This is a genomic window from Nocardioides zeicaulis, assembly GCF_042432345.1.
Lineage (GTDB): Bacteria > Actinomycetota > Actinomycetes > Propionibacteriales > Nocardioidaceae > Nocardioides > Nocardioides zeicaulis.
In genome coordinates this window covers 733,421-756,766 of record NZ_JBHLXH010000001.1, presented here as the reverse complement: position 1 = coordinate 756,766, position 23,346 = coordinate 733,421, and the positions used below count along the sequence as shown (strand labels likewise).

Here is a 23,346-nt window from a genome sequence, read left to right as displayed (position 1 = left end):
GGGACAGCCTAGGCAGGCGGCTCCTGCTCGTGCTCCGTCGGCTCGTGCTCGCGGAGGCTCTCCAGCGCACGACGGGTGTGCCGCTGCTCGGCGGCGAAGTAGTCCAGCCCCCAGTCGGCGACGATGGAGGGGAAGCGGAACGGCTCGCCGACGCCGTCGGCACCCCGCAGCGACTCGCGCACCCCGGCGAGGTCGGCGATCGCACCGTCGAGGTCGTCGAGGTAGTCGGCGAGCATCCGGCGGGTCTGCTCGGGCGCGGTGGCGTGGCCGACAAGCAGCCGCAGGAGCACCGTGTGCTTGAGCACCGGGAAGCCGGCCGGGGTGCCGTCCATCCACGCGCGCAGGGCGTCCTGCCCCGCGTCGGTGATGGCGTACGTCGTCACGTCGCGGCCGCCGTCGCTGCGGGTGTCGGCGCGGACGAGGCCGTGCTCGGTGAGGCGGCGGAGCTCGGTGTAGACCTGGCTCCTCGCGGGGGAGACCCAGTAGAAGCGCAGCGTCATGTCGGCACGCCGCTTGATCTCGTAGCCGGTCAGCTCGTCGCCGAACGTGAGCAGCCCGAGGATCGCGTGCGCCGTCACCGGGATCCCTTGACGCATGCCCCTCCGTGAGTAGTGTTCCTAATCGGAATAGTGACACACGCCTCACGGCGCACGGGGAGGGCACCCATGACACGCACGCTGCTGATGGTCGGCACCCGCAAGGGGCTCTGGCTGGGCACCTCCGACGAGGGGCGCACGGAGTGGGAGTGGACCGGGCCCCACTTCCCGATGGAGGAGGTCTACTCCGTCATGGTCGACGGCCGGGGTGCGACCCCGCGGCTCCTGGCGGGTGCCTCCTCCAGCTGGCTGGGCCCGCAGGTCTGGCGCTCCGACGACCTCGGCGCGACCTGGGACGAGACGCCCAACGGCGCCGCCCGCTTCCCCGAGGACACCGGGGCCGCCGTGGCCCGCGTCTGGCAGCTGCAGCCCGGGCCGTCCCACGACGGCAGCGACCTCGTGTGGGCCGGCACCGAGCCCGGCGCGGTCTTCCGCTCCACCGACCGCGGCGAGACGTTCTCGCTGGTCCGCGGGCTGTGGGACCACCCCCACCGCCCCGAGTGGAACGCCGGCTTCGGCGGCCAGGCCTTCCACACGATCCTGCCCCACCCCACCGACCCCTCCCGCGTGCTCGCCGCGCTGTCGACCGGCGGCGTCTACGCCAGCACCGACGGCGGGGACAGCTGGGCGCCGTCCAACACCGGGGTCAAGGCGGAGTTCTTCCCCGGCGAGCGGAACTACCCCGAGTTCGGCCAGTGCGTGCACAAGGTCGCCCGCGACGCCGCCGACCCCGACCGGCTCTACCTCCAGAACCACGGCGGGGTCTACCGCTCCGACGACGGCGGCGCCTCGTGGCAGGACATCGCCCCCGGCCTGCCGACGGAGTTCGGCTTCGCGATGGTCGCCCACCCGCACCGCGGCGACACGGCGTACACCTTCCCGATCACCGGCGCCGAGGCCCGCTGGCCCGTCGACGGCAAGGCCCGCGTCTACCGCACCACCGACGCCGGCTCCTCGTGGGAGCCGCTCGGCGAGGGCGCGCTGCCCGACGGCTACTTCACCGCCGTCATGCGCGACGCGATGTGCGCGGACGACCACGAGGTGCCCGGGCTCTACTTCGGCGGTCGCAACGGTGGCGTGTGGGCCTCTCCCGACGAAGGGGCGACCTGGTCGGAGATCCACAAGGACCTGCCCGACGTGCTGGTGGTCCGCGCGGCCCGGCTCGACTGACCACCGGCCGCGGCTCGTCGCGGGTGAGACGTCCTACGACGCCCGGCGCGGGCGCGACTAGCCTGCAGCCATGACCTCTGCAGCCGACGGCCCCGACATCAAGCCCCGCAGCCGCGACGTCACCGACGGCCTCGAGAAGGCCGCCGCCCGCGGCATGCTCCGCGCGGTCGGCATGGGCGACGACGACTGGGTGAAGCCGCAGATCGGCGTGGCGTCGAGCTGGAACGAGATCACCCCCTGCAACCTCTCGCTCGACCGGCTGGCCAAGGCGGTCAAGAACGGCGTGCACGCGGCCGGCGGGTACCCGCTGGAGTTCGGCACGATCTCGGTCTCCGACGGCATCTCGATGGGCCACGAGGGCATGCACTTCTCCCTCGTCAGCCGCGAGGTCATCGCGGACTCGGTCGAGACGGTGATGATGGCCGAGCGGCTCGACGGCTCGGTGCTGCTGGCCGGTTGCGACAAGTCGCTGCCCGGCATGCTGATGGCCGCGGCCCGCCTCGACCTGGCCAGCGTCTTCCTCTACGCCGGGTCGACCATGCCCGGCCAGGTCGACGGCCAGGACGTGACGATCATCGACGCCTTCGAGGCCGTCGGAGCCTGCCTGGCGGGCAAGATCAGCGAGGACGAGGTCACCCGCATCGAGAAGGCGATCTGTCCGGGCGAGGGCGCCTGCGGCGGCATGTACACCGCCAACACCATGGCCAGCGTCGCCGAGGCGCTCGGCATGAGCCTGCCCGGCTCCGCCGCGCCGCCGGCGGTCGACCGTCGCCGCGACGGGTTCGCCCACCGCTCGGGCGAGGCCGTCGTCGGGATGCTGCGCCAGGGCATCACCGCCCGCCAGGTCATGACCAAGCCGGCCTTCGAGAACGCGATCGCCGTCGTCATGGCCCTCGGCGGCTCCACCAACGCCGTGCTGCACCTGCTCGCCATCGCGCGGGAGGCCGAGGTCGACCTGACCCTCGACGACTTCAACCGCATCGGCGAGAAGGTGCCGCACATCGGCGACCTCAAGCCGTTCGGCCGCTACGTGATGAACGACGTCGACAAGATCGGCGGCATCCCGGTCGTGATGAAGGCGTTGCTCGACGCCGGCCTGATGCACGGCGACACCCTCACCGTCACCGGCCGCACGATGGCCGAGAACCTCGAGGCCCTCGCCCCTCAGCACGTCGACGGCGACGTGCTGCGCAGCCTCGACGCGCCGATCCACGCCACCGGCGGGCTCACCATCCTCAAGGGCTCGCTGGCCCCCGAGGGCGCGGTGGTCAAGAGCGCCGGCTTCGACGACTCCACCTTCACCGGCACCGCCCGCGTCTTCGACGGCGAGCGCAAGGCGCTCGACGCCCTGGCCGAGGGCACGATCACCGCCGGCGACGTCGTGGTCATCCGCTACGAGGGCCCCAAGGGCGGCCCGGGGATGCGCGAGATGCTCGCCATCACCGGCGCGATCAAGGGCGCCGGGCTCGGCAAGGACGTCCTGCTGATCACCGACGGCCGCTTCTCCGGCGGCACGACCGGCCTCTGCGTGGGCCACATCGCCCCGGAGGCCGTCGACGCCGGCCCGATCGCGTTCGTGCGCGACGGCGACGCGATCACCCTCGACGTCGCGAACCGGACGCTCACGATCGACGTCGACGAGGCCGAGCTCGAGGCGCGCAAGGACGGGTGGGAGCCGCTGCCGCCGAAGTACACCCGCGGCGTGCTCGGCAAGTACGCCAAGGTCGTGCAGTCCGCCGCGCACGGTGCGGTCTGCGGCTGACCGGTAGGTTGCGGTCGTGACGACTGCAGCCGACCTCGACGCCGCCGACCCGCTGGCCCACCTCCGCGACCGCTTCGTCGGCGCCGCCTCCGACCTCGTCTACTTCGACGGCAACTCCCTCGGTCGTCCGCTGGCGGCGACGGCGGAGCGGATGCGCGCGTTCGTCGAGGAGGAGTGGGGCGGCCGGCTGATCCGCGGCTGGGACGAGCGGTGGTACGAGCAGCCGCTGGTGCTCGGCGACGAGATCGCCCGCGTCTGCCTGGGCGCGGCGCCCGGACAGACGTTCGTCGGCGACTCGACGACGGTCCTGCTCTACAAGCTGATCCGGGCCGCGGTCGACGGAGCGCCCGAGGGGCGCGACGAGATCGTCATCGACGACGACAGCTTCCCCACCGACCGCTACCTCGTCGAGGGCATCGCGGCCGAGCGCGGGCTCACCGTCCGCTGGCTGCCGGTCGACCGTGACAGCGGGCCCTCGCCCGAGTCCGTCGCGGCCGTGGTGGGGGAGCGGACCGCCGTGGTGGTGCTGTGCCACGTGGCGTACCGCTCGGGCTTCCTGGCCGACGTCCCCGCCATCACGCGGGTCGTCCACGACGCCGGCGGCCTGGTCCTGTGGGACCTGTGCCACTCCGCGGGCTCGGTCCCCACCGAGCTCGACGCGTGGGAGGTCGACCTCGCGGTCGGCTGCACCTACAAGTACCTCAACGGCGGCCCCGGATCGCCCGCCTTCGGCTACGTCGCCACCCGCCACCAGCACCTGCGCCAGCCGGTGCAGGGGTGGATGGGCCACGCCGACCCGTTCCTCATGGGTCCGGGCTACACGCCCGCCGAGGGCGTGCGCCGCTACATCTCCGGCACCCCGCCGATCACCGCGATGCTCGCGATGAGCGACATGGTCGCGCTCATCGACGAGGCCGGGATCGACGCGGTGCGTGAGAAGTCCGTCGCGCTCACCTCCTACGCCGTCGAGCTGGCCGACGAGCTGCTCGCCGACCTCGGCGTCACCGTCGCCTCGCCCCGCGACGCCGAGCGGCGCGGCGGCCACGTCACCCTCCACCACCCGCGGATGAAGGAGGTGGTCGCCGCCCTGTGGGAGCGCGACGTGATCCCCGACTACCGCGACCCCGGTGGCCTGCGCGTCGGGCTCTCGCCGCTGTCGACCTCCTTCGACGAGGTGCGGCGCGGCATGGAGGCGATCCGGGACGCGCTCGCCGGCTGAGGGAGCGGGTGCTCGTAGGGTTGCCGACGTGACGGTGAACCTCCCCTTCCCCAGCGCGCAGCGCCAGACCCCGCACGGCCAGCGCATCGGGCGCGCCGTCGACTGGCAGCCGGTCGCGGCCCCGGCGAAGGACACGCTGCTCGAGGGCAGGGGCGTGCGCCTCGAGCCGATCGGGCCGCAGCACGTCGACGACCTGTTCGCCGCGGTGTGCCGCGAGTCCGACGACGCGCTGTGGACCTACCTGTTCTGGGAGCGGCCGCGCGAGCGCGCGGAGATGGCCGCGATCGTCGAGCACGGGATGGCCGACCCCGGGCAGGTGATGTTCGCCGTCGTCCCGGTCGAGACCGGGCGGGCGGCGGGCTTCTGCTCCTTCATGCGCATCGACCCGTCGATGGGCTCGATCGAGGTCGGGGGCATCCTGCTCGGCCGCCAGCTCCAGCGCAGCCGCGCAGCGACCGAGGCGATGGCGCTGCTCCTGCGGCACGCGTTCGACGACCTGGGCTACCGCCGCTACGAGTGGAAGTGCGACAGCCTCAACGCCCCGTCCCGGCGCGCCGCCGTCCGGCTCGGGTTCATCTGGGAGGGCCGGTTCCGCAACGCGGTCGTCTACAAGGGCCGCAACCGCGACACCGACTGGTTCTCCATCACCGACCGCGAGTGGCCGCGGGTGCGCCGCGCGCTCGACGACTGGCTCGACGACGCCAACTTCGACCACGCCGGGCGCCAGCTCGCCCGGCTGGCCGCCCGCCCACCCCAGGAGCAGTGAGATGGACCAGCGCGTCAGCTTCATCACCCTCGTGGTCACCGACCTCGAGGCGACCCGCCGCTTCTACGTCGACGGGCTCGGCTGGGAGCCCGAGCTGGACGTCGCCGGGGAGGTGATGATGTTCTGGGTCGCCGACAAGGTCGTGCTGAGCCTGTGGGCCGAGGCCGGCTTCGTCGCCGAGGTCGGGCACGCGCCCACGCGCGGCGGCGTACCCCCGATCACCCTGGCCCACAACCTCGCCACGACCGAGGGCGTCGACACCGTGCTCGCGCAGGCGCGCGCCGCCGGTGCCTCGGAGGTCAAGGACGCCGAGCAGCGCGACTGGGGCGGCTACTCCGGCTACTTCGCCGACCCCGACGGCTTCCGCTGGGAAGTGGCCTACAACCCCGGCGAGATCGGGCAGTCTGTGCTCCCGTGAGCACCGACCTCCCGGCCGTCCCCGCCGTCCCGACCTGGGACGACTACTTCCTCGGCATCGCCACGGCCGTCGCCGCGCGCGCCAAGTGCACCCGCCGCCGGGTGGGAGCCGTGCTCACCATCGACCACCGCATCATCGCCACCGGCTACAACGGCGCCGCACCCGGCGAGGACGACTGCCTGATGGGTGCCTGCCCGCGCGGCCAGCTCGGCTACGACGAGGTGCCCGGGCTCGGCGACTACGACCGCCCGGGTGCGCCGGGTTTCTGCATCGCGATCCACGCCGAGGTCAACGCGCTCCTGTTCGCGACCCGCGACACCAAGGGCGCCACGGCCTACATCACTGACCCGCCGTGCCCCGGCTGCCGCAAGGCGCTGGCCGCCGCCGGCGTGGTGCGCGCGGTGTGGCCCGAGGGCGAGCACGACCGTGAGGGCCTCACCACCTGGTCGTGACCGACCTTCAGTGGGGCCGGACCCAGACCAGCTCGTCGGTGTCCCACTTCTCCAGGGCGATCGGCACCAGCCGCGCCACGAGGTCGGCGGGGGAGAGCCCGGACAGCTCGCCGGCGTGCTCGGCGCCGTACGCCTGCCCCACGGCGTTGTTGTGCTGGTCGACCGCGGAGTCGCGCCGGTTCGGGCTCCCGGTCTCCTGCGCGGTCGCGAGCGCGCGCGCCGTCTCGACGCCGAAGCGCGCGGTCAGCGCCGCCTGCCAGGTGAAGTGCCGCACCGCGTTGGTGCGACCCGGGACGCCCCGGCCGTGCGTGGCCGCGGCGGCCAGGGCGGCCTGCGAGATGCGGAGCACCTCCACGGCCTGCGACGCGCTGAGGCCGGCCCGGGTGGCCGCGACGTAGAGCCGCGGCACTCCGGTGCCGGCGTGGATGGCCTGGCGGGCGAGGTCGGCGAAACCCATGGACACACCCTGACAGACTCGCTCGCATGACCTCGCCTGCGATCCGCTACCCGCGCCCGCTCCGTCCCGGCGACCGGATCGGCGTCACGTCGCCGTCGGCAGGGGTCGTGGGCGCCGGTGCGGAGCGGATCGAGTTCTGCGTCGAGTGGCTGCGCGGTCGCGGGTACGACGTGGTGGTGGGCGCGTGCATGGACGGCTCCGGCCTGACCTCCGCGCCGGCCGACGTGCGCGCGGCCGAGCTGACCCGGATGCTGGCCGACCCCGGCATCGCCTGCGTCATCCCGCCGTGGGGCGGCGAGACGGCCATCGACCTCGTCGACCTGCTCGACTACGACCTCCTCGCCGGGTGCGAGCCGACCTGGCTCGTCGGCTTCTCCGACCTGTCGACCGTCCTGCTCCCGGTCACGACCCGCCTGGGGTGGGCGACGGTGCACGGCGACAACCTCGCCGACACCCCGTACGACGCACCCGAGGGCCTGCTCCACTGGCTCGACCTCGTCGGCGGTGCCGGTCCCTTCGTCCAGCGCGACTCCGGGCTCGTCGCCGACTGGTGGCGCTTCGAGGAGGACACCCGCGCCACGACTTGGAAGCACGTCGGGACGGGCGGCTGGGAGCTGCGCGGCGGCGGGACGCTCGACGTCACCGGCCGACTGGTCGGCGGGTGCGTCGAGACGGTCGGACCGCTCGCCGGTACGCCCTACGGGGACGTGCGCACGTGGGCCGAGCGGTTCGACGAGCCCACCATCGTCTACGTGGAGGCCTGCGAGTCCGACGCGGTCGACATCTGCCGGCACCTGCACGCGATGCGGCTGGCCGGCTGGTTCGACCGCACCGCGGCCGTGCTGGTGGGCAGCACCCGCGCGCCCGACCACCCCGACCTCACCCAGCGCGGCGCCGTCGAGGACGCCCTCGGCCGGCTCGACCTGCCGGTGGTGTGGGACCTCGAGATCGGCCACGTCCCGCCCCACCTGCCGCTCGTCAACGGGGCGCTGGCGCGCGTGGTCGTCGACGGCGACCGGCACGAGATCACCCAGACGCTCGCCTGACCCGCCCGGCTCGTCGCGTCCGGGGGCTGGCCGCTGTCGGTGGGGAGTGGCAGGGTCGGGGCATGAGCGACGACGCCGCGGACCCGAAGAGGAAGCTCACCGCCGACGAGGTGCGGGAGGCGCCCGGCCTCGACGACTGGCGCCACCTGCTGCGCGGCATCCGGGCCCGCTTCCGCACCGGCGACTTCGCCACCGGGCTCGCGCTCGTCGACCGGATCGGGGCGGCGGCCGAGGAGGCCGACCACCACCCCGACATCTCGCTGACCTATCCCGAGGTCATCGTCACCCTGGCCAGCCACGACGTCGGCGGGATCACCAGCCGCGACCTCGACCTCGCCCGCCGGATCAGCGGGTTCGCCGCCGAGGCGGGCGTCGAGGCCGACACCTCCGGCCTCACCCAGCTCGAGCCCGGCCTCGACTCCTCGGCGCCCGAGCACCTCGCGGCCTTCTACGCCGCGCTGCTGGGCGGGGAGGTGCAGGACGGCGAGCCCGTCGACCCCAGCGGCCAGGTGCCGGGCCTGTGGTTCCAGACGCCGCCCGGGCCCGACGAGGAGCGCGGTGCCGAGCTGCCGCCGCAGGAGCCCGAGCAGCGCTGGCACCTCGACGTCTGGGTGCCCCACGACGAGGGCGAGCGGCGCCTGCAGGCGGTCCTCGACGCCGGTGGCACGCTGGTCAGCGACGCCGAGGCGCCGGCCTTCTGGGTCGTCGCCGACGCCGACGGCAACCGCTCGTGCATCTGCACGCGGCTCTCGCGCTGACCCGACCCCGTCCGGCCGTGTGGCCACATCGCGAGACTTGCGTTCCACATGTTGGGACGAGTGTCACACTTGCTTGACGCCGGGACGGCCCGGCGACGACGGTTGTCGCATGCGCACCGAGATTCTTGTACGCACGCGACGCGTGAGCTGAGGCCACCCCGGCCGAACGCACGCGCGTCACCCCTCGTCGCCCTCCGGGCCGAGGGGTTTTTTGTTGGGCACCGCACGGAACACAGCAGGAAGAGACGGACATGACGGACAAGGGCGGACAGGCCACCGGCACGGTCACCGGAGCCCAGAGCCTGGTCACCTCGCTCGAGGCGGCCGGCGTCACGGACATCTTCGGGATCCCGGGCGGCGCGATCCTGCCGGCCTACGACCCGCTGATGGACTCCACGCGGATCCGGCACATCCTGGTGCGCCACGAGCAGGCCGCGGGCCACGCCGCCCAGGGCTACGCCGCCGCCACCGGCCGCGTCGGGGTCTGCATGGCCACCTCCGGGCCGGGCGCGACCAACCTCGTCACACCGATCGCCGACGCCCACATGGACTCGGTCCCGATGGTGGCCGTCACCGGCCAGGTCGGGGCCTCGATGATCGGCACCGACGCCTTCCAGGAGGCCGACATCCGCGGCATCACGATGCCGATCACCAAGCACAACTTCCTCGTGACCGACCCCGCCGACATCCCGCGCACCATCGCCGAGGCCTTCCACATCGCCTCCACCGGGCGCCCCGGCCCGGTGCTGGTCGACATCGCGAAGTCGGCGCTGCAGGCGCAGACGACCTACGCGTGGCCGAGCCAGCTGCACCTGCCGGGCTACCGCCCCGTGACCACGCCCCACAGCAAGCAGATCAAGGAGGCCGTGCGCCTGATCCGCGAGGCGCGACGGCCCGTGCTCTACGTCGGTGGCGGCGTGATCCGCTCCCGTGCCTCGCGCGAGCTGGCCCAGCTCGCGGCGCTGACGGGCATCCCGGTGGTCACCACCCTGATGGCGCGCGGCGCCTTCCCCGACAGCAACCCCCAGCACCTCGGCATGCCGGGCATGCACGGCACCGTCGCGGCCGTCGCGGGCCTGCAGAAGAGCGACCTCATCATCAGCCTGGGCGCCCGGTTCGACGACCGGGTCACCGGCAACCTCGACTCGTTCGCCCCCGGCGCGCTCGTCATCCACGCCGACATCGACCCCGCCGAGATCGGCAAGAACCGCCACGCCGACGTCCCGATCGTGGGCGACGCCAAGGAGGTCATCTCCCAGCTGCTCGCGCTGCTGCAGGCCGAGGGCGCCGACGGCGACTACGAGGCGTGGGTGGCGTTCCTGGCCGGGCTGAAGAAGACGTACCCCCTCGGCTACGACACGCCCTCCGACGGCTCGCTCGCCCCCCAGTACGTCATCGAGCGGCTCAGCGCGATCGCCGGCCCCGAGGCGGTCTACTGCTCCGGCGTGGGCCAGCACCAGATGTGGGCCGCGCACTTCGTCGACTACGAGCACCCCAACACCTGGATCAACTCCGGCGGCCTCGGGACGATGGGCTACTCCGTCCCGGCCGCGATGGGCGCCAAGGTCGGCCGGCCCGACGCGACGGTGTGGTCGATCGACGGCGACGGCTGCTTCCAGATGACCAACCAGGAGCTCGCCACCTGCGCGATCAACGACATCCCGATCAAGGTCGCCGTCATCAACAACGAGTCGCTCGGCATGGTCCGCCAGTGGCAGACGCTGTTCTACAACGAGCGCTACTCCAACACCGACCTGCACTCCAAGCGGATCCCCGACTTCGTCAAGCTCGCCGACGCCTACGGCTGCGTGGGCCTGGCCTGCGACTCGCCCGACGACGTCGACGCCACGATCGAGAAGGCGATGGGCATCGACGACCGCCCGGTCGTGGTCGACTTCAGGGTCCACCGCGACGCGATGGTGTGGCCGATGGTCGCCGCCGGGTCGAGCAACGACGAGATCCAGTACGCGCGCGACCTCGCGCCGCGCTTCGACGAGGTCCAGGACGACTGGGAGGTCCAGGCATGAGCACCACGCCCGACAAGCACACGCTGTCCGTCCTCGTCGAGAACAAGCCGGGCGTGCTGGCCCGGATCGCCGGCCTGTTCTCCCGGCGCGGGTTCAACATCGACAGCCTCGCCGTGGGGCCGACCGAGCACCCCGAGGTCTCCCGGATGACGATCGTGGTCAACGTCGAGGAGTCCCCGCTCGAGCAGGTCACCAAGCAGCTCAACAAGCTGGTCGAGGTGATCAAGATCGTCGAGCTCGACGGTCCCGGCTCGGTCAACCGCGAGCTGCTGCTGGTCAAGGTCCGCGCCGACGCCTCCACCCGCGGCGCCGTCCTCGACGCCGTCCAGCTCTTCCGCGCGAAGGTCGTCGACGTCGCGCCCGACGCGATCACCGTGCAGGCGGTCGGCAACTCCGACAAGCTCAGCGACCTGCTCCGCGTCCTCGAGCCCTTCGGGATCCGCGAGCTCGTCCAGTCCGGCATGGTCGCCATCGGTCGCGGCTCGCGCTCGATCAGCGAGCGGCCGCAGCGCCTGGCCACCGTGCCGGCGCCCCCGTCGGCCATCGCCTGACCCGCCCACCCCCAGATTTCCGCAGCACCAACCATGAAGGAGAGCCCCCGTGGCTGAGATGTTCTACGACGACGACGCCGACCTGAGCCTGATCCAGGGCAAGAACGTCGCGGTGATCGGCTACGGCAGCCAGGGCCACGCCCACGCGCTGTCGCTGCGCGACTCGGGCGTCGACGTGCGCATCGGCCTGCAGCCCGGCTCCAAGAGCCGCGACAAGGCCGAGGCCGAGGGCCTGCGCGTCCTCACCCCGCGCGAGGCCGCGGAGGAGTCCGACCTGATCGTGATCCTCGCGCCCGACCAGCACCAGCGGAAGCTCTACGCCGAGGAGATCGAGCCCGCGCTCACCCCCGGCGACACCCTCGTCTTCGGCCACGGCTTCAACATCCGCTTCGGCTACATCACCCCGCCCGACGGCGTCGACGTCTTCATGGTCGCCCCCAAGGGCCCCGGCCACCTCGTGCGTCGCGAGTACGTCGACGGCCGCGGCGTGCCGGTCCTGGTCGCGGTGGAGAAGGACGAGTCCGGCAAGGCCTGGGACCTCGCGCTCTCCTACGCCAAGGCCATCGGCGGCCTGCGGGCCGGCGGCATCAAGACCACCTTCACCGAGGAGACCGAGACCGACCTGTTCGGCGAGCAGGCCGTGCTGTGCGGCGGCGCCTCCCAGCTCGTCCAGTACGGCTTCGAGGTCCTCACCGAGGCCGGCTACCAGCCCGAGGTGGCCTACTTCGAGTGCCTCCACGAGCTCAAGCTCATCGTCGACCTGATGTACGAGGGCGGCATCGCCAAGCAGCGCTGGTCGGTCTCCGACACGGCCGAGTTCGGCGACTACGTCTCCGGCCCCCGCGTGATCACGCCGGAGGTGAAGAAGAACATGGAGGACGTCCTCGCCGACATCAAGAACGGCGCGTTCGCCGAGCGCTTCATCACCGACATGGACAACGGCTCGCCCGAGTTCACCGCGTTCCGCGAGAAGGCCGAGTCGCACCCGATCGAGCAGACCGGCCGCGAGCTGCGCAAGCTGATGGCGTGGGTCAAGTCGCACGACACCGACTACGTCGAGGGCTCCTCCGCCCGCTGACGCGGGACCGGAGCAGGGACGGCCTCGGCGTGACGACGTACACCCACGGACACGCCGAGGCCGTGCTGCGCTCGCACCGCTGGCGCACGGCGGCCAACTCGGCCGGCCACCTCCTGCCCCACCTGCGGGAGGGCCAGCGGCTGCTCGACGTCGGCTCCGGGACCGGCACGATCACCGCCGACCTGACCCGGGCGGTCGGGGAGAGCGGCGAGGTCGTGGCCCTCGAGGTCACCGAGGAGGCGGCCGCGCTGACCCGCGCCGAGCTCGAGCGGCAGGGCATCGGGTGGGCGCGCGCCGTGGTCGGCGACGTCCACGCCCTCGACCTCGACGCGCTGGGCGGGCCGTTCGACGTGGTGCACGCCCACCAGGTGCTGCAGCACGTCGCGGACCCCGTCGGGGCGCTGCGCGAGATGCTGCGCGTGACCCGCCCCGGGGGCCTGGTCGCGGCCCGTGACAGCGACTACGGCCGCTTCGCGTGGCACCCCGCGCCCGCCGGCCTCGACCGCTGGCTCGAGCTCTACACCGCGGCCGCCCGCGCCAACGGCGGCGAGCCCGACGCGGGCCGGCGGCTGCTCGCCTGGGCCCACGCCGCAGGCGCCGACGACGTCGAGGCGGGATCGTCGACGTGGTGCTTCGCCACCCCCGAGGACCGCGCCTGGTGGGCCGGCCTCTGGGCCGACCGGATCACCTCCACCGCCCTCGCGAGCCAGCTCCTCGCCGAGGGCCGCGCGAGCGAGGCGGAGCTGGCCGAGGTCGCCGACGCCTGGCGCGCCTGGGCCGCCGACCCCGACGGCTGGTTCTCCGTCCTCCACGGCGAGATCCTGGTCCGCGCCTGAGCGGTGAGCCAGGCAGGTTCCGGGCTGCGGGAACCTGCGCAACGCACCGCTCGGCGTACGCCCGGGCCGGAGCGGTGCGTGAGGCAGGTTCTGGGCGCTGAAAACCTGCGCCACTCACCGCTGGCGTACGGGCGGTGGTCCAGCCACCTTTGCGGGCCGCCGAAGGTGGGTGGGTCACCGCTGCGGGCCGAGGAGCGGTGAGTCAGGCAGGTTCTGGGCGCTGGAAAGCTGCGCTACTCACCGCTGGGCGTACGGCCCGGGCTCGAGCGGTGAGTCAGGCAGGTTCTGGGCGCTGGAAAGCTGCGCCACTCACCGCTGGCGTATGGGCGGTGGTCCAGCCACCTTTCCGGGCCGCCGAATGTAGGTGGACCACCGCTCCCGACCGCGGGGCGGTGCGTGAGGCGGGTTCCTGGCCGCGAGAAACCGCCATGCTCGCGGCTCCCGACCGAGGAGCGGGCCCGAATTAGGATTGCCTAACCTCAGGTGTAGGCTCCCGGGCTGTGCTGGCGAACTACCTGATCGGGCTGCGCGAGGGCCTCGAGGCCGCGCTCGTGGTGAGCATCCTCGTGGCGTACCTCGTCAAGACGGACCGGCGCGGGCTGCTGCCGCGGATCTGGACCGGCGTCGGGCTCGCGGTCGGCGTGAGCCTGGCCTTCGGCGCGCTGCTCACCTTCGGTCCGCGCGGCCTCACCTTCGAGGCGCAGGAGACCATCGGCGGCGGGCTGTCGATCGTCGCGGTCGGCTTCGTGACGTGGATGGTCTTCTGGATGGCCGCAGCCGCGCGCGGGCTCGGTGGCGAGCTGCGCGGCCGCATCGACGACGCGGCCGACGGCGGCCGCTGGTCGCTGGTGCTCGTGGCGGTCCTCGCGGTCGGCCGCGAGGGCCTGGAGACCGCGCTGTTCCTGTGGGCCGCGACCCGGGCCGGCACCCGCGAGGCGGCCGGCACGGCCACCCCGACCTGGGAGCCGCTGCTCGGCGCCGCCCTCGGCATCCTCACCGCCGCCGCCCTCGGCTGGCTGATCTACCGCGGTGCGGTGTCGATCAACCTGTCGCGCTTCTTCACCTGGACCGGCGCGTTCCTGGTCGTCGTCGCCGGGGGAGTGCTGGCCTACGGCGTCCACGACCTGCAGGAGGCCGGCGTGCTGCCCGGCCTGCACACCCTCGCCTTCGACGTCTCCGACACCGTCGACCTCAACACCTGGTGGGGCGCGCTGCTCAAGGGCGTCCTCAACTTCTCCCCGGCCACCACCACGCTCGAGGCGGCCGCGTGGCTGCTCTACGTCGTGCCGGTGATGGCCCTGTTCCTCCTCGGCGCCCGCCGCCGCACCTCCACCCCGGCCGCGCGCCCGCGCGTCGCCGCCTGAGAAGAGAGCCACCCCAATGCGCACCACCCTCGCGGTGACCGCCCTGGTCACCCTGCCGTTCCTCGCCGGCTGCACGCAGAACGCCGACCCGGCCCCCAGCGGCGCCGACCGCGACCCCCGCGCGCTGAGCGTCGACTCCTCCGCCGACGCGTGCACGCTCTCGGCCGCCGAGGCGCCGGCCGGCACCCTCACCTTCGACGTCACGAACTCCGGCGACCAGGTCACCGAGTTCTACCTGCTCGGCGACGACGGCCTGCGGATCGTCGCGGAGGTCGAGAACGTCGGCCCCGGCATCTCGCGCGCGCTCACCGTCGACGCCCCCGCGGGGAGCTACGTCACCGCGTGCAAGCCGGGCATGAAGGGCGAGGGGATCCGCTCCGACTTCACCGTCACCGCCTCCGACGAGGAGCCGGAGGTCAGCGCCGACGAGCAGCAGCTGGTCGAGCAGGCGCAGGCCAACTACGCCGCGTACGTGCGTGACCAGTCGTCGCAGCTGCTGGAGAAGACCCGGCAGTTCGTCGACGCCTACTCCTCGGGCGACGACGACGCCGCCCGCGCGCTCTACCCGGTCGCCCGCACCCACTGGGAGCGGATCGAGACGGTCGCGGAGTCCTTCGGCGACCTCGACCCGCAGATGGACGCGCGCGAGGCCGACCTCGAGCCCGGCCAGGAGTGGACCGGCTGGCACCGCATCGAGAAGGACCTCTGGCCCGAGCGCGCGGAGGGCTACACGCCCCTCACCGCCCGCCAGCGCACGACGTACGCCGACAAGCTGCTCGCGGACACGAAGGAGCTCGACGCCCGCGTGCAGGACCTCACCTACACCGTCGACGCGATCGCCAACGGCTCGCGCGGGCTGCTCGAGGAGGTCGCCACCGGCAAGGTCACCGGCGAGGAGGAGTACTGGTCGCGCACCGACCTGTGGGACTTCCAGGCCAACGTCGACGGCGCCCGCGTCGGGTTCGAGGGCGTCGAGCCCATCGTCGCCGAGAAGGACCCCGACCTGGCCGACCAGCTCAGCACCCGCTTCGCGGACCTGCAGGACCTGCTCGACGAGCAGCGCCGCGGCGACGGCTTCGTCTCCTACGACGCGCTCGACCCCGCCCAGGTCAAGCAGCTCTCCGACGCCGTCAACGCCCTGTCCGAGCCGCTGTCGCGGCTGACCGCGGCGGTGCTGTCCTGAGCCGGCGCGCCCCCGTCGGCCTCAGCCGCCGGGGTCTCCTCGGTGGCGGCGCCGCCCTGGCCGGTGCGGCCGGGGCGTTCGCGGTCGGTCGCGAGTCGTCCCACGCCGGCTCCGGGCCCGCGTCGGCCGGCGACGTACGGCAGGCGTCGTACGCCTTCCGCGGCGAGCACCAGGCCGGCATCACCACCCCTGCGCAGGACCGGCTCCACTTCGCCGCCTTCGACGTCGTCACCGACTCCCGCGACGACCTCGTCGACCTGCTGCAGCGCTGGACCGACGCGGCCGAGCAGATGACGCGCGGCGAGCCGACCGGCGCCGGCGCGGTCGACGGCGACGTGAACCTGCCGCCCGACGACACCGGCGAGGCCCTCGGCCTGCCCGCGAGCGGACTGACCATCACCGTGGGCTTCGGCCCGTCGCTCTTCCGCGACGCCGACGGGCGCGACCGCTTCGGCCTCGCCGACCGCCTGCCTGCGGCGCTGCGCGAGCTGCCGCACTTCCCCGGCGACGCCCTCGACCCCGCCCGTTCCGGTGGCGACCTGTGCGTGCAGGCGTGCGCCGACGACCCTCAGGTCGCGGTGCACGCGATCCGCAACCTGGCCCGGCTCGGCTTCGGCGCCGTGTCGGTGCGGTGGTCGCAGCTCGGCTTCGGGCGTACGTCGACCACCTCGACCTCGCAGTCCACCCCGCGCAACCTCTTCGGCTTCAAGGACGGCACCGCCAACGTCAAGGCCGAGGAGGCCGCGGCCCTCGACGAGCACGTCTGGGTCGGGGCCGACGACGACCCGGCCGCCGGCTGGCTGACCGGCGGGTCCTACCTCGTCGCCCGCCGCATCACCATGCACGTCGAGACCTGGGACCGTCAGACGCTCGGCGACCAGGAGTCCTTCGTCGGCCGCACGAAGGGCACCGGGGCCCCGCTCTCGGGCGGCGACGAGCAGACGCCGCCCGACTTCGACATGCCCGGCAGCGACGACCAGCCGGTCATCCCGGTCGACTCGCACGTGCGGGTCGTGCACCCCGACCAGCACGGCGGGGTCCGGATGCTGCGGCGCGGCTACAACTTCGTCGACGGCTCCAACGCCCTCGGCGGCCTCGACGCCGGCCTGTTCTTCCTCGCCTACGTCCGCGACCCCGGCACCCACTTCGTCCCGGTGCAGCTGGCGATGTCGAAGCACGACGCCATGGCCGAGTACCTCCAGGTCACCGGCTCCGCGCTCTTCGCCGTGCCCCCGGGCGCTGCGCCGGGCGAGCACCTGGGCCAGGCACTCTTCGCCTGACCGGCCGGTCGTCAGCCCCGGGCCACCAGGTCGGCGAGCGCCTCGTCGAGATCGGGGTGGTCGAAGGTGAAGCCCGCCGCGAGCAGGCGTCCGGGGACCGCGCGCCGGCCCGTGAGCGCGAGCGCCGGGTCGGTGCGCAGCAGGACCGCGCCCGCCCGCACCAGAAACGCCGGCGTCGGCGGCGCCGCGGGCCGGCGTACGACGCGGCGCAGGGCCGCCATCATGTCCGCGTTGCGGACCGGCTCGGGCCCGGTCGCGTGGACGACGCCGTCGATCACTGCGGACGACGAGGGAGCAGGCTCGATCGCGGCGCGGACGAGCGCGAGCCAGTCGTCGACGTGGATCCAGCTGATCCACTGCGTGCCGGGACCGACCCGACCACCGAGCCCCCAGCGGGCCAGCCCGAGCAACCGGTCGAGCGCGGGGGAGTCGGTGTCGAGGACGATCCCGGTGCGAAGGACCACCGTTCTGTCGGCGTGGGCGCCGTCGAGCGACGCCTCCCACGCGCGCGCCACGCCCGCCATCTGGGGCGGTCCGTCGGCGGGCGGGGCCGTCTCGTCGAGCACGGTGTCGCCGGTGTCGCCGTAGATCGCCAGCGTGCTCGCCTGCACCCAGACCGGCACAGGAGCGTCCAGCGACCGGCTCGCCCCGACGAGCGCGCGGGTCGGCTCCACGCGCGAGCGGGTCAGCAGCGCGACGCCCTCGGGCGTCGGGCGACGGTCGACCAGCTCGCCCGCGAGGTTGACCACCGCGCTCCCGGCGAGCTCCTCGCGCCACGGGCCGACGGTGCGTCCGTCCCACACCACCTGGCGGTGGGGACCGGGGCGAGCGCGCCGGGTCAGCACGACCACCTCGTGCCCCCGCTCCGCGAGGTCGGCGCACAACCGGCGCCCGAGCGAGCCGGAACCGCCGGCGACCACGATCTTCACCCGCGCAACCTATGCGACGTCCACCACCCGCGCGGCGCTTCCGGTGGGGCACGGGTGTGGGGGACGATGCGGTCATGAGCGACACGAAGACCCACGACTCCGGCTCCGGCTCCGGGCTCGAGCAGACCCGGCGCCTCGGCGTGGAGACCACCGGCATCGAGATCATCGAGGAGTCGGACCGGACCGCGCGACCGCGCGACCTGTTCTGGCCGTGGTTCGCCGCCAACGTGTCGGTCTTCGGCATCAGCTACGGCTCGTTCGTGCTCGGCTTCGGGATCTCGTTCCGCCAGGCGCTGGTCGTCTCCGTGGTCGGCATCGTCGTGTCGTTCGCCCTGTGCGGCATCATCGCGATCGCCGGCAAGCGCGGCTCGGCGCCGACGATGGTGCTCAGCCGTGCGGCCTTCGGCGTCAACGGCCAGAAGGTGCCGGGCGTGGTCTCCTGGCTGGTCTCGATCGGCTGGGAGACGTTCCTGGCCATCCTGGCCGTGCTGGCCACCGCGACGATCTTCGACCAGCTCGGCTGGGCCTCGGGCAACGGCACCAAGGTCGTCGCGACGCTCGTCGTCGCCGCGCTGATCGTCTCGGCGAGCGTCGCGGGCTACCACGTCATCATGCGGCTGCAGTCGTGGCTGACCTGGATCACCGGCATCGCGACGGTGGTCTACGTGCTGCTGACGCTCGACGAGATCGACTGGTCGTCGGTCGGCTCGGTCCCCGACGGCAGCGTGCAGCAGATGGTCGGCGCGCTCGTCATGGTGATGACCGGCTTCGGCCTCGGCTGGATCAACATCGCCGCCGACTGGTCGCGCTACCAGCGCCGCGACGCCAGCGGCTCGGCCATCGTCGGGTGGAACACGTTCGGCGGGGCGATCGCCCCGGTGCTGCTCGTCGTGTTCGGTCTGCTGCTCGCCGGCTCGTCGCAGACGCTCTCGGCCGGCATCGTCGCCGACCCGGTCGGCATGCTGGGCACGCTGCTGCCGACCTGGTTCCTGGTGCCGTTCCTGCTCGCCGCGATCCTGGCGCTGGTCAGCGGAGCCGTGCTCGGCATCTACTCCTCGGGCCTCACGCTGCTCTCGCTCGGCGTCCGGATCCCGCGGCCGGCCGCGGCGGGCGTGGACGGCACGATCCTCACCCTCGGCACGATCTGGGTGGTGTTCTTCGCCCAGGACTTCCTCGGCCCGTTCCAGAGCTTCCTCATCACCCTCGGCGTCCCGCTCGCGGCGTGGGCCGGGATCATGATCGCCGACATCGCGCTGCGCAAGCGCGACTACGACGAGGAGGCGCTCTTCGACCCGGCCGGGCGCTACGGCTCGGTCGACTGGACCTCGATCGCCACCATGGTCGGCGCCTCCGTCGTCGGGTGGGGGCTGGTCGTCAACAACTTCGCCGCCGACGCGTCGTGGAACAACTGGCAGGGCTTCCTCATCGAGCCCCTCGGCCTCGGCACCTACGTCGACGACCCGATGGGCGCGTACTGGGACGGCCCGTGGGCCTACGCCAACCTCGGCGTCCTGCTCGCCCTCGTCCTCGGCTTCGTCGTGACCTACGTCGCGAGGCGCCCCACCGTGCGCCGCCAGGAGTCCTGAGCCGGCGGCGCGCGGGAACACCGGGGCCCCGCCCGGCGTTGGGGCGCACGTGTTGATCGAGATCTGGTCCGACGTCGTCTGCCCCTGGTGCTACATCGGCAAGCGCCGCATCGAGTCCGCGCTGGCCGCGTTCCCGCACGCCGACGAGGTGGAGGTGCACTGGCGCTCCTACCAGCTCGACCCGGGCGCGCCCACCGAGCCCACCACCGGCACCGCCGAGATGCTGGCGAAGAAGTACGGCCAGTCGCCCGCCCGCGTGCAGCAGATGCAGGACCGGGTCGAGGCCGTCGCGGCCGAGGAGGGCCTGCTCTACCGCCTCTCCGAGACCCTCCACCTCAACACCGTCGACGCCCACCGGCTCATCCACCTCGCCCACGCGCAGGGCGGCGACGAGCTGCAGGGCCGGGTCAAGGAGGCCCTGCTGGCCGCCTACTTCACCCAGGCGCGCAACGTCGCCGACCACGCCGTGCTGCGTGACGTCGCGGTCACCGCCGGTCTCGACCCCGCCCGCGTCGACGAGGTCCTCGGCAGCAGCGAGTACGCCGCCGACGTGCAGGCCGACATCGACCAGGCGCAGGCCTACGGCGCCACCGGCGTGCCGTTCTTCGTGGTCGACCAGAAGTACGGCGTCTCCGGCGCCCAGCCCACCGAGGTGTTCACCCAGGTCCTGGAGCGCGCCTGGTCGGAGTCGCACCCGACGATCGAGGTGCTCGCGACCGGCGACGCCGGCGAGGTGTGCGGCCCCGACGACTGCGCCGTCTGACGACGGCCCGATCGCCGTCCGGCCAGGGGCGGGGCTCGCCCGGGACGGACGGTCGAATGTGGTGAACCGGACGAGAACGGGGATACTCGTCCGGTGAAGGTCTCGGTCGTCATTCCCTGCTACCGCTCCGGAGCGACCCTTCCCGCGCTCGTGCACGGGCTCCGCGAGGAGCTGCCGCGCAGCTGCGAGGACTACGAGATCATCCTCGTCGTCGACGGCCCACCCGACGACACGTACGCCGTCGCGCACCACCTCGAGACCGAGGACCCCGGACGGACCCGTGCGGTGCTCCTGCGGCGCAACTACGGCCAGCACAACGCCCTGCTCGCCGGCCTCACGCGCGCCCAGCACCCGATCACCGTCACCATGGACGACGACCTCCAGCACCGGCCCGACCAGGTGGCCGCGCTGCTGGCGCCGCTGGCCGACCCGCTCGTCGACCTCGTCTACGGCGTCGCCGACGTGGAGGAGCACGGCGTCCTGCGCTCCTTCGCCTCGCGCAGCGTCAAGACGGCCCTCTCGATGTCGGGTGTGCCCAACGCCCAGACGACGGGCGCCTTCCGCGCGTTCCGCACCGAGCTGCGCGAGGCCTTCGCCGCGAGCGTCGACCCGTTCGTCTCGATCGACGTGGTGCTGTCGTGGACGACCACCGGCGTCGTCGGGGTGCCCGTCCGCATGGACGCGCGCGAGGTGGGGACCTCCGGCTACACCCTGCGCGGCCTGGCGCGCCACACCTGGAACATGGTGACCGGCTACGGCACCGCACCGCTGCGGGGGGTGTTCTGGATGGGCATCCTCACCGCCCTGGTGGGGCTGGGTGCGCTGCTCGTCGTGCTGGTGATGTACTTCACCGGCCAGATCACCGTGCCGGGCTTCACCAGCCTCGTGTGCCTGATGGCGATCTTCAGCGGGGTGACGATGCTGTCGATCGGCATCGTGGGGGAGTATCTCGGCCGCCTGCACTTCCGTTCGATGCACCAGCCGAACTACCTCGTCCGGATCGAGCGCGGTGGCACCTACGACCCGGGTGGCGCCGCGGCGGACGCGATCGCGCGCGCCGTCGCCGAACGCTCGTCCACCTCCGGGTGAGACACAGGACCACGACCGCGATCCACCTGGGGGACAACATGACGATCCGCTTCTCCGAGCCCTACCTCGCCGGCCTCGAGCACTCCTACCTCGCGCAGGCGCTCGACTCCTCGGTCTGGCACGGCGACGGCGACTTCACCTCGCGTGCGACCGCATGGATCGCGCAGCGCCACGAGTGCGAGCACGTGCTGCTCACCACGTCGTGCACCCATGCGCTCGAGATGGCCCAGATCCTCTCGGACGTGGGGCCCGGCGACGAGGTCATCTGCCCGTCGTTCACCTTCCCGTCGGCCGCCACCGCCATCGTCAGCCGCGGGGCGGTGCCGGTCTTCGTCGACGTGCGACCCGACACCCTCAACGTCGACCTCGCCGCCGTCGAGGCCGCGATCACCGAGCGCACCAAGGCGGTGTGCGTCGTGCACTACGCGGGCGTCGGTGCGCAGCCCGACGAGCTCGCCGCCCTCCTCGGTCCGCGCGGGATCGTGCTGATCGAGGACAACGCGCACGGGCTCGGCGCGTCGTGGAAGGGCCGGATGCTCGGCACCTTCGGCGACTTCGGGACCCAGTCGTTCCACGACACGAAGAACATCACCTCCGGCGAGGGCGGCGCCCTGCTCGTCGGCTCCGACGAGCACATGGCCCGCGCGGAGATCCTGCGGGAGAAGGGCACGAACCGCTCGGCGTTCCTGCGGGGCCAGGTCGACAAGTACACCTGGGTCGACCAGGGCTCGTCGTACCTGCCGAGCGACCTGCTCGCTGCGCTGCTGATGGCCCAGCTCGACCGGTTCGAGGAGATCCAGCGCGCCCGGACGAAGGTGTGGGACTCCTACGACTCCGGCCTGCAGTCGTGGGCCAAGGAGGTGGGCGCGAGCCTCATGCACGTGCCCGACGAGGCCGACCACCCGGCGCACATGTTCTACCTCCTGATGCCCTCGCCGCAGCACCAGGCCGGCCTGATCGACCACCTCGCCCAGCGCGACGTGGTGGCGGCCTTCCACTACCAGCCGCTCGACAGCTCGCCCGCCGGGCGCCGGTTCGGTCGTACGCCGGAGGCCTGCCGGGTCTCGGCCGACGTGGCCGCACGCCTGGTGCGGCTGCCGCTGCACCCGGGCCTGGGCGAGGTCGAGATCGACCGCGTCCTCGAGGCGACCACGTCCTTCCCCGCCGCATGAGCGTCGCCGAGCTCTCGACCCCGGGCGTGCACTACCGGGACAGCCCGCTGGAGTCGCGCCGCTTCGGCCTGCCCGTGGGGCGGCTTACGGTCGCCGGCACCGACGCCACCCCCGGGTGGCAGCACCAGGTCGCGGACGTCCTCGACGGCTGCGGGGCCGAGGTCGTCGTGACCCGGTGGCCGGCCCGCGAGGCGGCGGTGGCGGCCACGCTGGCGGCACAGGGGCGGCGCGTGATCCCCGCGGACAACCTCGTCTACTGGGAGGTCCCGACGGCCGCGCTCGTCGAGCGGTACGCCGACCCCGGCGAGGCCTGCCGGACCGGTGCGCTCGACGCCGCACAGCTCGACGCGCTGGTGCTCGACACCTTCGCCGACTACCCGAGCCACTACTCCGCGAACCCGCTGTTCCCGGCCGACCTCGCCCTCGCCGGCTACCGCGAGTGGGCCGAGCACAGCCGTTCCTCGAGCCCCGACCTGGTCGTGTCGCTGCACGAGGGCCGGGAGCCGATCGGCGTCGCGACCTGCGCGGTCGACGGCGATCTCGACATCCTCCTGGCCGGCATCGCCAGCGCCCACCAGGGCCGCGGCCACTACGCCCGCCTGCTCGCCGGGGTGGCCCGGCTTGCCTCCGACCTGGACGTCCCGCGGATCGTGATCTCCACCCAGGCCGGCAACGTCAACGTCCAGCGGGCCTGGGCCAGGGCTGGCTTCGTCCCCTTCGCGGCCTTCGCGACCGCACACCTCGTGAGGCAGGACCCCTGATGCGACTCCCGACCACCCGGCTCCCCGAGGGCCGGGCCGGCACCGTGCTGCGCCTCGGCGTGCTGTCCCTCCTCGTGTGGGCC

Annotated in this window: 23 protein-coding genes; 20 read left to right on the top strand and 3 right to left on the bottom strand. The window is 73.0% G+C overall.

Annotation, left to right across the window (positions count from 1 at the left end; genetic code table 11):
* Positions 1-8 precede the first annotated feature (8 nt).
* Entirely contained in the window at positions 9-578 is a 570-nt protein-coding gene (locus tag ACFFJG_RS03745) for a PadR family transcriptional regulator (protein ID WP_378517265.1), read from the bottom strand.
* 87 nt (positions 579-665) lie between these two features.
* Here ACFFJG_RS03745 and ACFFJG_RS03740 point away from each other — a divergent pair, with 87 nt between their 5' ends.
* The 6 genes from ACFFJG_RS03740 to ACFFJG_RS03715 all read left to right on the top strand — a co-directional run bounded on the left by ACFFJG_RS03740 (position 666) and on the right by ACFFJG_RS03715 (position 6,383).
* Complete coding sequence (locus ACFFJG_RS03740; RefSeq protein ID WP_378517264.1) at positions 666-1,766, top strand: WD40/YVTN/BNR-like repeat-containing protein; 1,101 nt, start codon at positions 666-668, stop codon at positions 1,764-1,766.
* Between the two features lie 70 nt (positions 1,767-1,836).
* A complete protein-coding gene (ilvD, locus tag ACFFJG_RS03735; protein WP_378517263.1) occupies positions 1,837-3,528 on the top strand; it encodes a dihydroxy-acid dehydratase in 1,692 nt (563 codons plus the stop codon).
* 16 nt (positions 3,529-3,544) lie between these two features.
* Positions 3,545-4,747 carry a kynureninase gene (locus ACFFJG_RS03730; RefSeq protein WP_378517262.1) on the top strand — a complete coding sequence of 401 codons (1,203 nt, stop codon included), beginning with the start codon at positions 3,545-3,547 and terminating at the stop codon, positions 4,745-4,747.
* A gap of 28 nt (positions 4,748-4,775) precedes the next feature.
* Positions 4,776-5,513, top strand: a complete 738-nt coding sequence (locus ACFFJG_RS03725) for a GNAT family N-acetyltransferase (RefSeq protein ID WP_378517261.1) — start codon at positions 4,776-4,778, stop codon at positions 5,511-5,513.
* Position 5,514: 1 nt separating this feature from the next.
* Positions 5,515-5,931 (top strand): VOC family protein, encoded by a 417-nt coding sequence (locus tag ACFFJG_RS03720; protein WP_378517260.1) that lies wholly within the window; start codon positions 5,515-5,517, stop codon positions 5,929-5,931.
* Positions 5,928-6,383, top strand: coding sequence for a deoxycytidylate deaminase (locus tag ACFFJG_RS03715; protein WP_378517259.1), 456 nt, complete (start codon positions 5,928-5,930; stop codon positions 6,381-6,383). The genes ACFFJG_RS03720 and ACFFJG_RS03715 overlap by 4 nt, the downstream gene beginning before the upstream one ends.
* 7 nt (positions 6,384-6,390) lie before the next feature.
* On the opposite strand, the gene ACFFJG_RS03710 is transcribed toward ACFFJG_RS03715, so the two are convergent.
* On the bottom strand, positions 6,391-6,840 hold the full coding sequence (locus tag ACFFJG_RS03710; RefSeq protein ID WP_378517258.1) for a DUF6973 domain-containing protein: 450 nt from the start codon (positions 6,838-6,840) through the stop codon (positions 6,391-6,393).
* 26 nt (positions 6,841-6,866) lie between these two features.
* On the opposite strand from ACFFJG_RS03710, the gene ACFFJG_RS03705 reads away from it, so the two are divergent.
* The 9 genes from ACFFJG_RS03705 to efeB all read left to right on the top strand — a co-directional run bounded on the left by ACFFJG_RS03705 (position 6,867) and on the right by efeB (position 16,963).
* The gene (locus tag ACFFJG_RS03705) at positions 6,867-7,886 is read left to right on the top strand and encodes a S66 family peptidase (protein ID WP_378517257.1); all 1,020 of its coding nucleotides are present in this window, start codon (positions 6,867-6,869) and stop codon (positions 7,884-7,886) included.
* A gap of 62 nt (positions 7,887-7,948) precedes the next feature.
* Complete coding sequence (locus ACFFJG_RS03700) at positions 7,949-8,644, top strand: 4a-hydroxytetrahydrobiopterin dehydratase (RefSeq protein ID WP_378517256.1); 696 nt, start codon at positions 7,949-7,951, stop codon at positions 8,642-8,644.
* Positions 8,645-8,895: 251 nt separating this feature from the next.
* On the top strand, positions 8,896-10,671 hold the full coding sequence (locus tag ACFFJG_RS03695; RefSeq protein WP_378517255.1) for an acetolactate synthase large subunit: 1,776 nt from the start codon (positions 8,896-8,898) through the stop codon (positions 10,669-10,671).
* A complete protein-coding gene (ilvN, locus tag ACFFJG_RS03690) occupies positions 10,668-11,222 on the top strand; it encodes an acetolactate synthase small subunit (RefSeq protein ID WP_378517254.1) in 555 nt (184 codons plus the stop codon). Before ACFFJG_RS03695 ends, ilvN begins: the two co-directional genes overlap by 4 nt.
* 49 nt (positions 11,223-11,271) lie before the next feature.
* The gene (ilvC, locus tag ACFFJG_RS03685) at positions 11,272-12,300 is read left to right on the top strand and encodes a ketol-acid reductoisomerase (protein WP_378517253.1); all 1,029 of its coding nucleotides are present in this window, start codon (positions 11,272-11,274) and stop codon (positions 12,298-12,300) included.
* 29 nt (positions 12,301-12,329) lie between these two features.
* Entirely contained in the window at positions 12,330-13,136 is an 807-nt protein-coding gene (locus ACFFJG_RS03680) for a methyltransferase domain-containing protein (RefSeq protein ID WP_378517252.1), read from the top strand.
* Between the two features lie 500 nt (positions 13,137-13,636).
* Complete coding sequence (efeU, locus tag ACFFJG_RS03675; RefSeq protein WP_378517251.1) at positions 13,637-14,500, top strand: iron uptake transporter permease EfeU; 864 nt, start codon at positions 13,637-13,639, stop codon at positions 14,498-14,500.
* 16 nt (positions 14,501-14,516) lie between these two features.
* Positions 14,517-15,683, top strand: coding sequence for an iron uptake system protein EfeO (gene efeO / locus ACFFJG_RS03670; RefSeq protein WP_378517250.1), 1,167 nt, complete (start codon positions 14,517-14,519; stop codon positions 15,681-15,683).
* The gene (gene efeB, locus ACFFJG_RS03665) at positions 15,680-16,963 is read left to right on the top strand and encodes an iron uptake transporter deferrochelatase/peroxidase subunit (RefSeq protein WP_378519447.1); all 1,284 of its coding nucleotides are present in this window, start codon (positions 15,680-15,682) and stop codon (positions 16,961-16,963) included. The genes efeO and efeB overlap by 4 nt, the downstream gene beginning before the upstream one ends.
* A gap of 11 nt (positions 16,964-16,974) precedes the next feature.
* Here the strand turns inward: efeB and ACFFJG_RS03660 are convergent, their stop codons facing one another.
* On the bottom strand, positions 16,975-17,892 hold the full coding sequence (locus ACFFJG_RS03660) for a TIGR01777 family oxidoreductase (RefSeq protein WP_378517249.1): 918 nt from the start codon (positions 17,890-17,892) through the stop codon (positions 16,975-16,977).
* A 74-nt stretch (positions 17,893-17,966) separates the two neighbouring features.
* On the opposite strand from ACFFJG_RS03660, the gene ACFFJG_RS03655 reads away from it, so the two are divergent.
* The 5 genes from ACFFJG_RS03655 to ACFFJG_RS03635 all read left to right on the top strand — a co-directional run bounded on the left by ACFFJG_RS03655 (position 17,967) and on the right by ACFFJG_RS03635 (position 23,263).
* Positions 17,967-19,478, top strand: coding sequence for a purine-cytosine permease family protein (locus ACFFJG_RS03655; RefSeq protein WP_378517248.1), 1,512 nt, complete (start codon positions 17,967-17,969; stop codon positions 19,476-19,478).
* A gap of 49 nt (positions 19,479-19,527) precedes the next feature.
* Positions 19,528-20,241, top strand: coding sequence for a DsbA family oxidoreductase (locus tag ACFFJG_RS03650; protein WP_378517247.1), 714 nt, complete (start codon positions 19,528-19,530; stop codon positions 20,239-20,241).
* 93 nt (positions 20,242-20,334) lie between these two features.
* Positions 20,335-21,330 carry a glycosyltransferase gene (locus tag ACFFJG_RS03645; protein WP_378517246.1) on the top strand — a complete coding sequence of 332 codons (996 nt, stop codon included), beginning with the start codon at positions 20,335-20,337 and terminating at the stop codon, positions 21,328-21,330.
* Positions 21,327-22,502, top strand: coding sequence for a dTDP-4-amino-4,6-dideoxygalactose transaminase (gene rffA / locus ACFFJG_RS03640; RefSeq protein WP_378517245.1), 1,176 nt, complete (start codon positions 21,327-21,329; stop codon positions 22,500-22,502). The genes ACFFJG_RS03645 and rffA overlap by 4 nt, the downstream gene beginning before the upstream one ends.
* A complete protein-coding gene (locus ACFFJG_RS03635; RefSeq protein WP_378517244.1) occupies positions 22,499-23,263 on the top strand; it encodes a GNAT family N-acetyltransferase in 765 nt (254 codons plus the stop codon). The genes rffA and ACFFJG_RS03635 overlap by 4 nt, the downstream gene beginning before the upstream one ends.
* Positions 23,264-23,346: the final 83 nt, after the last annotated feature.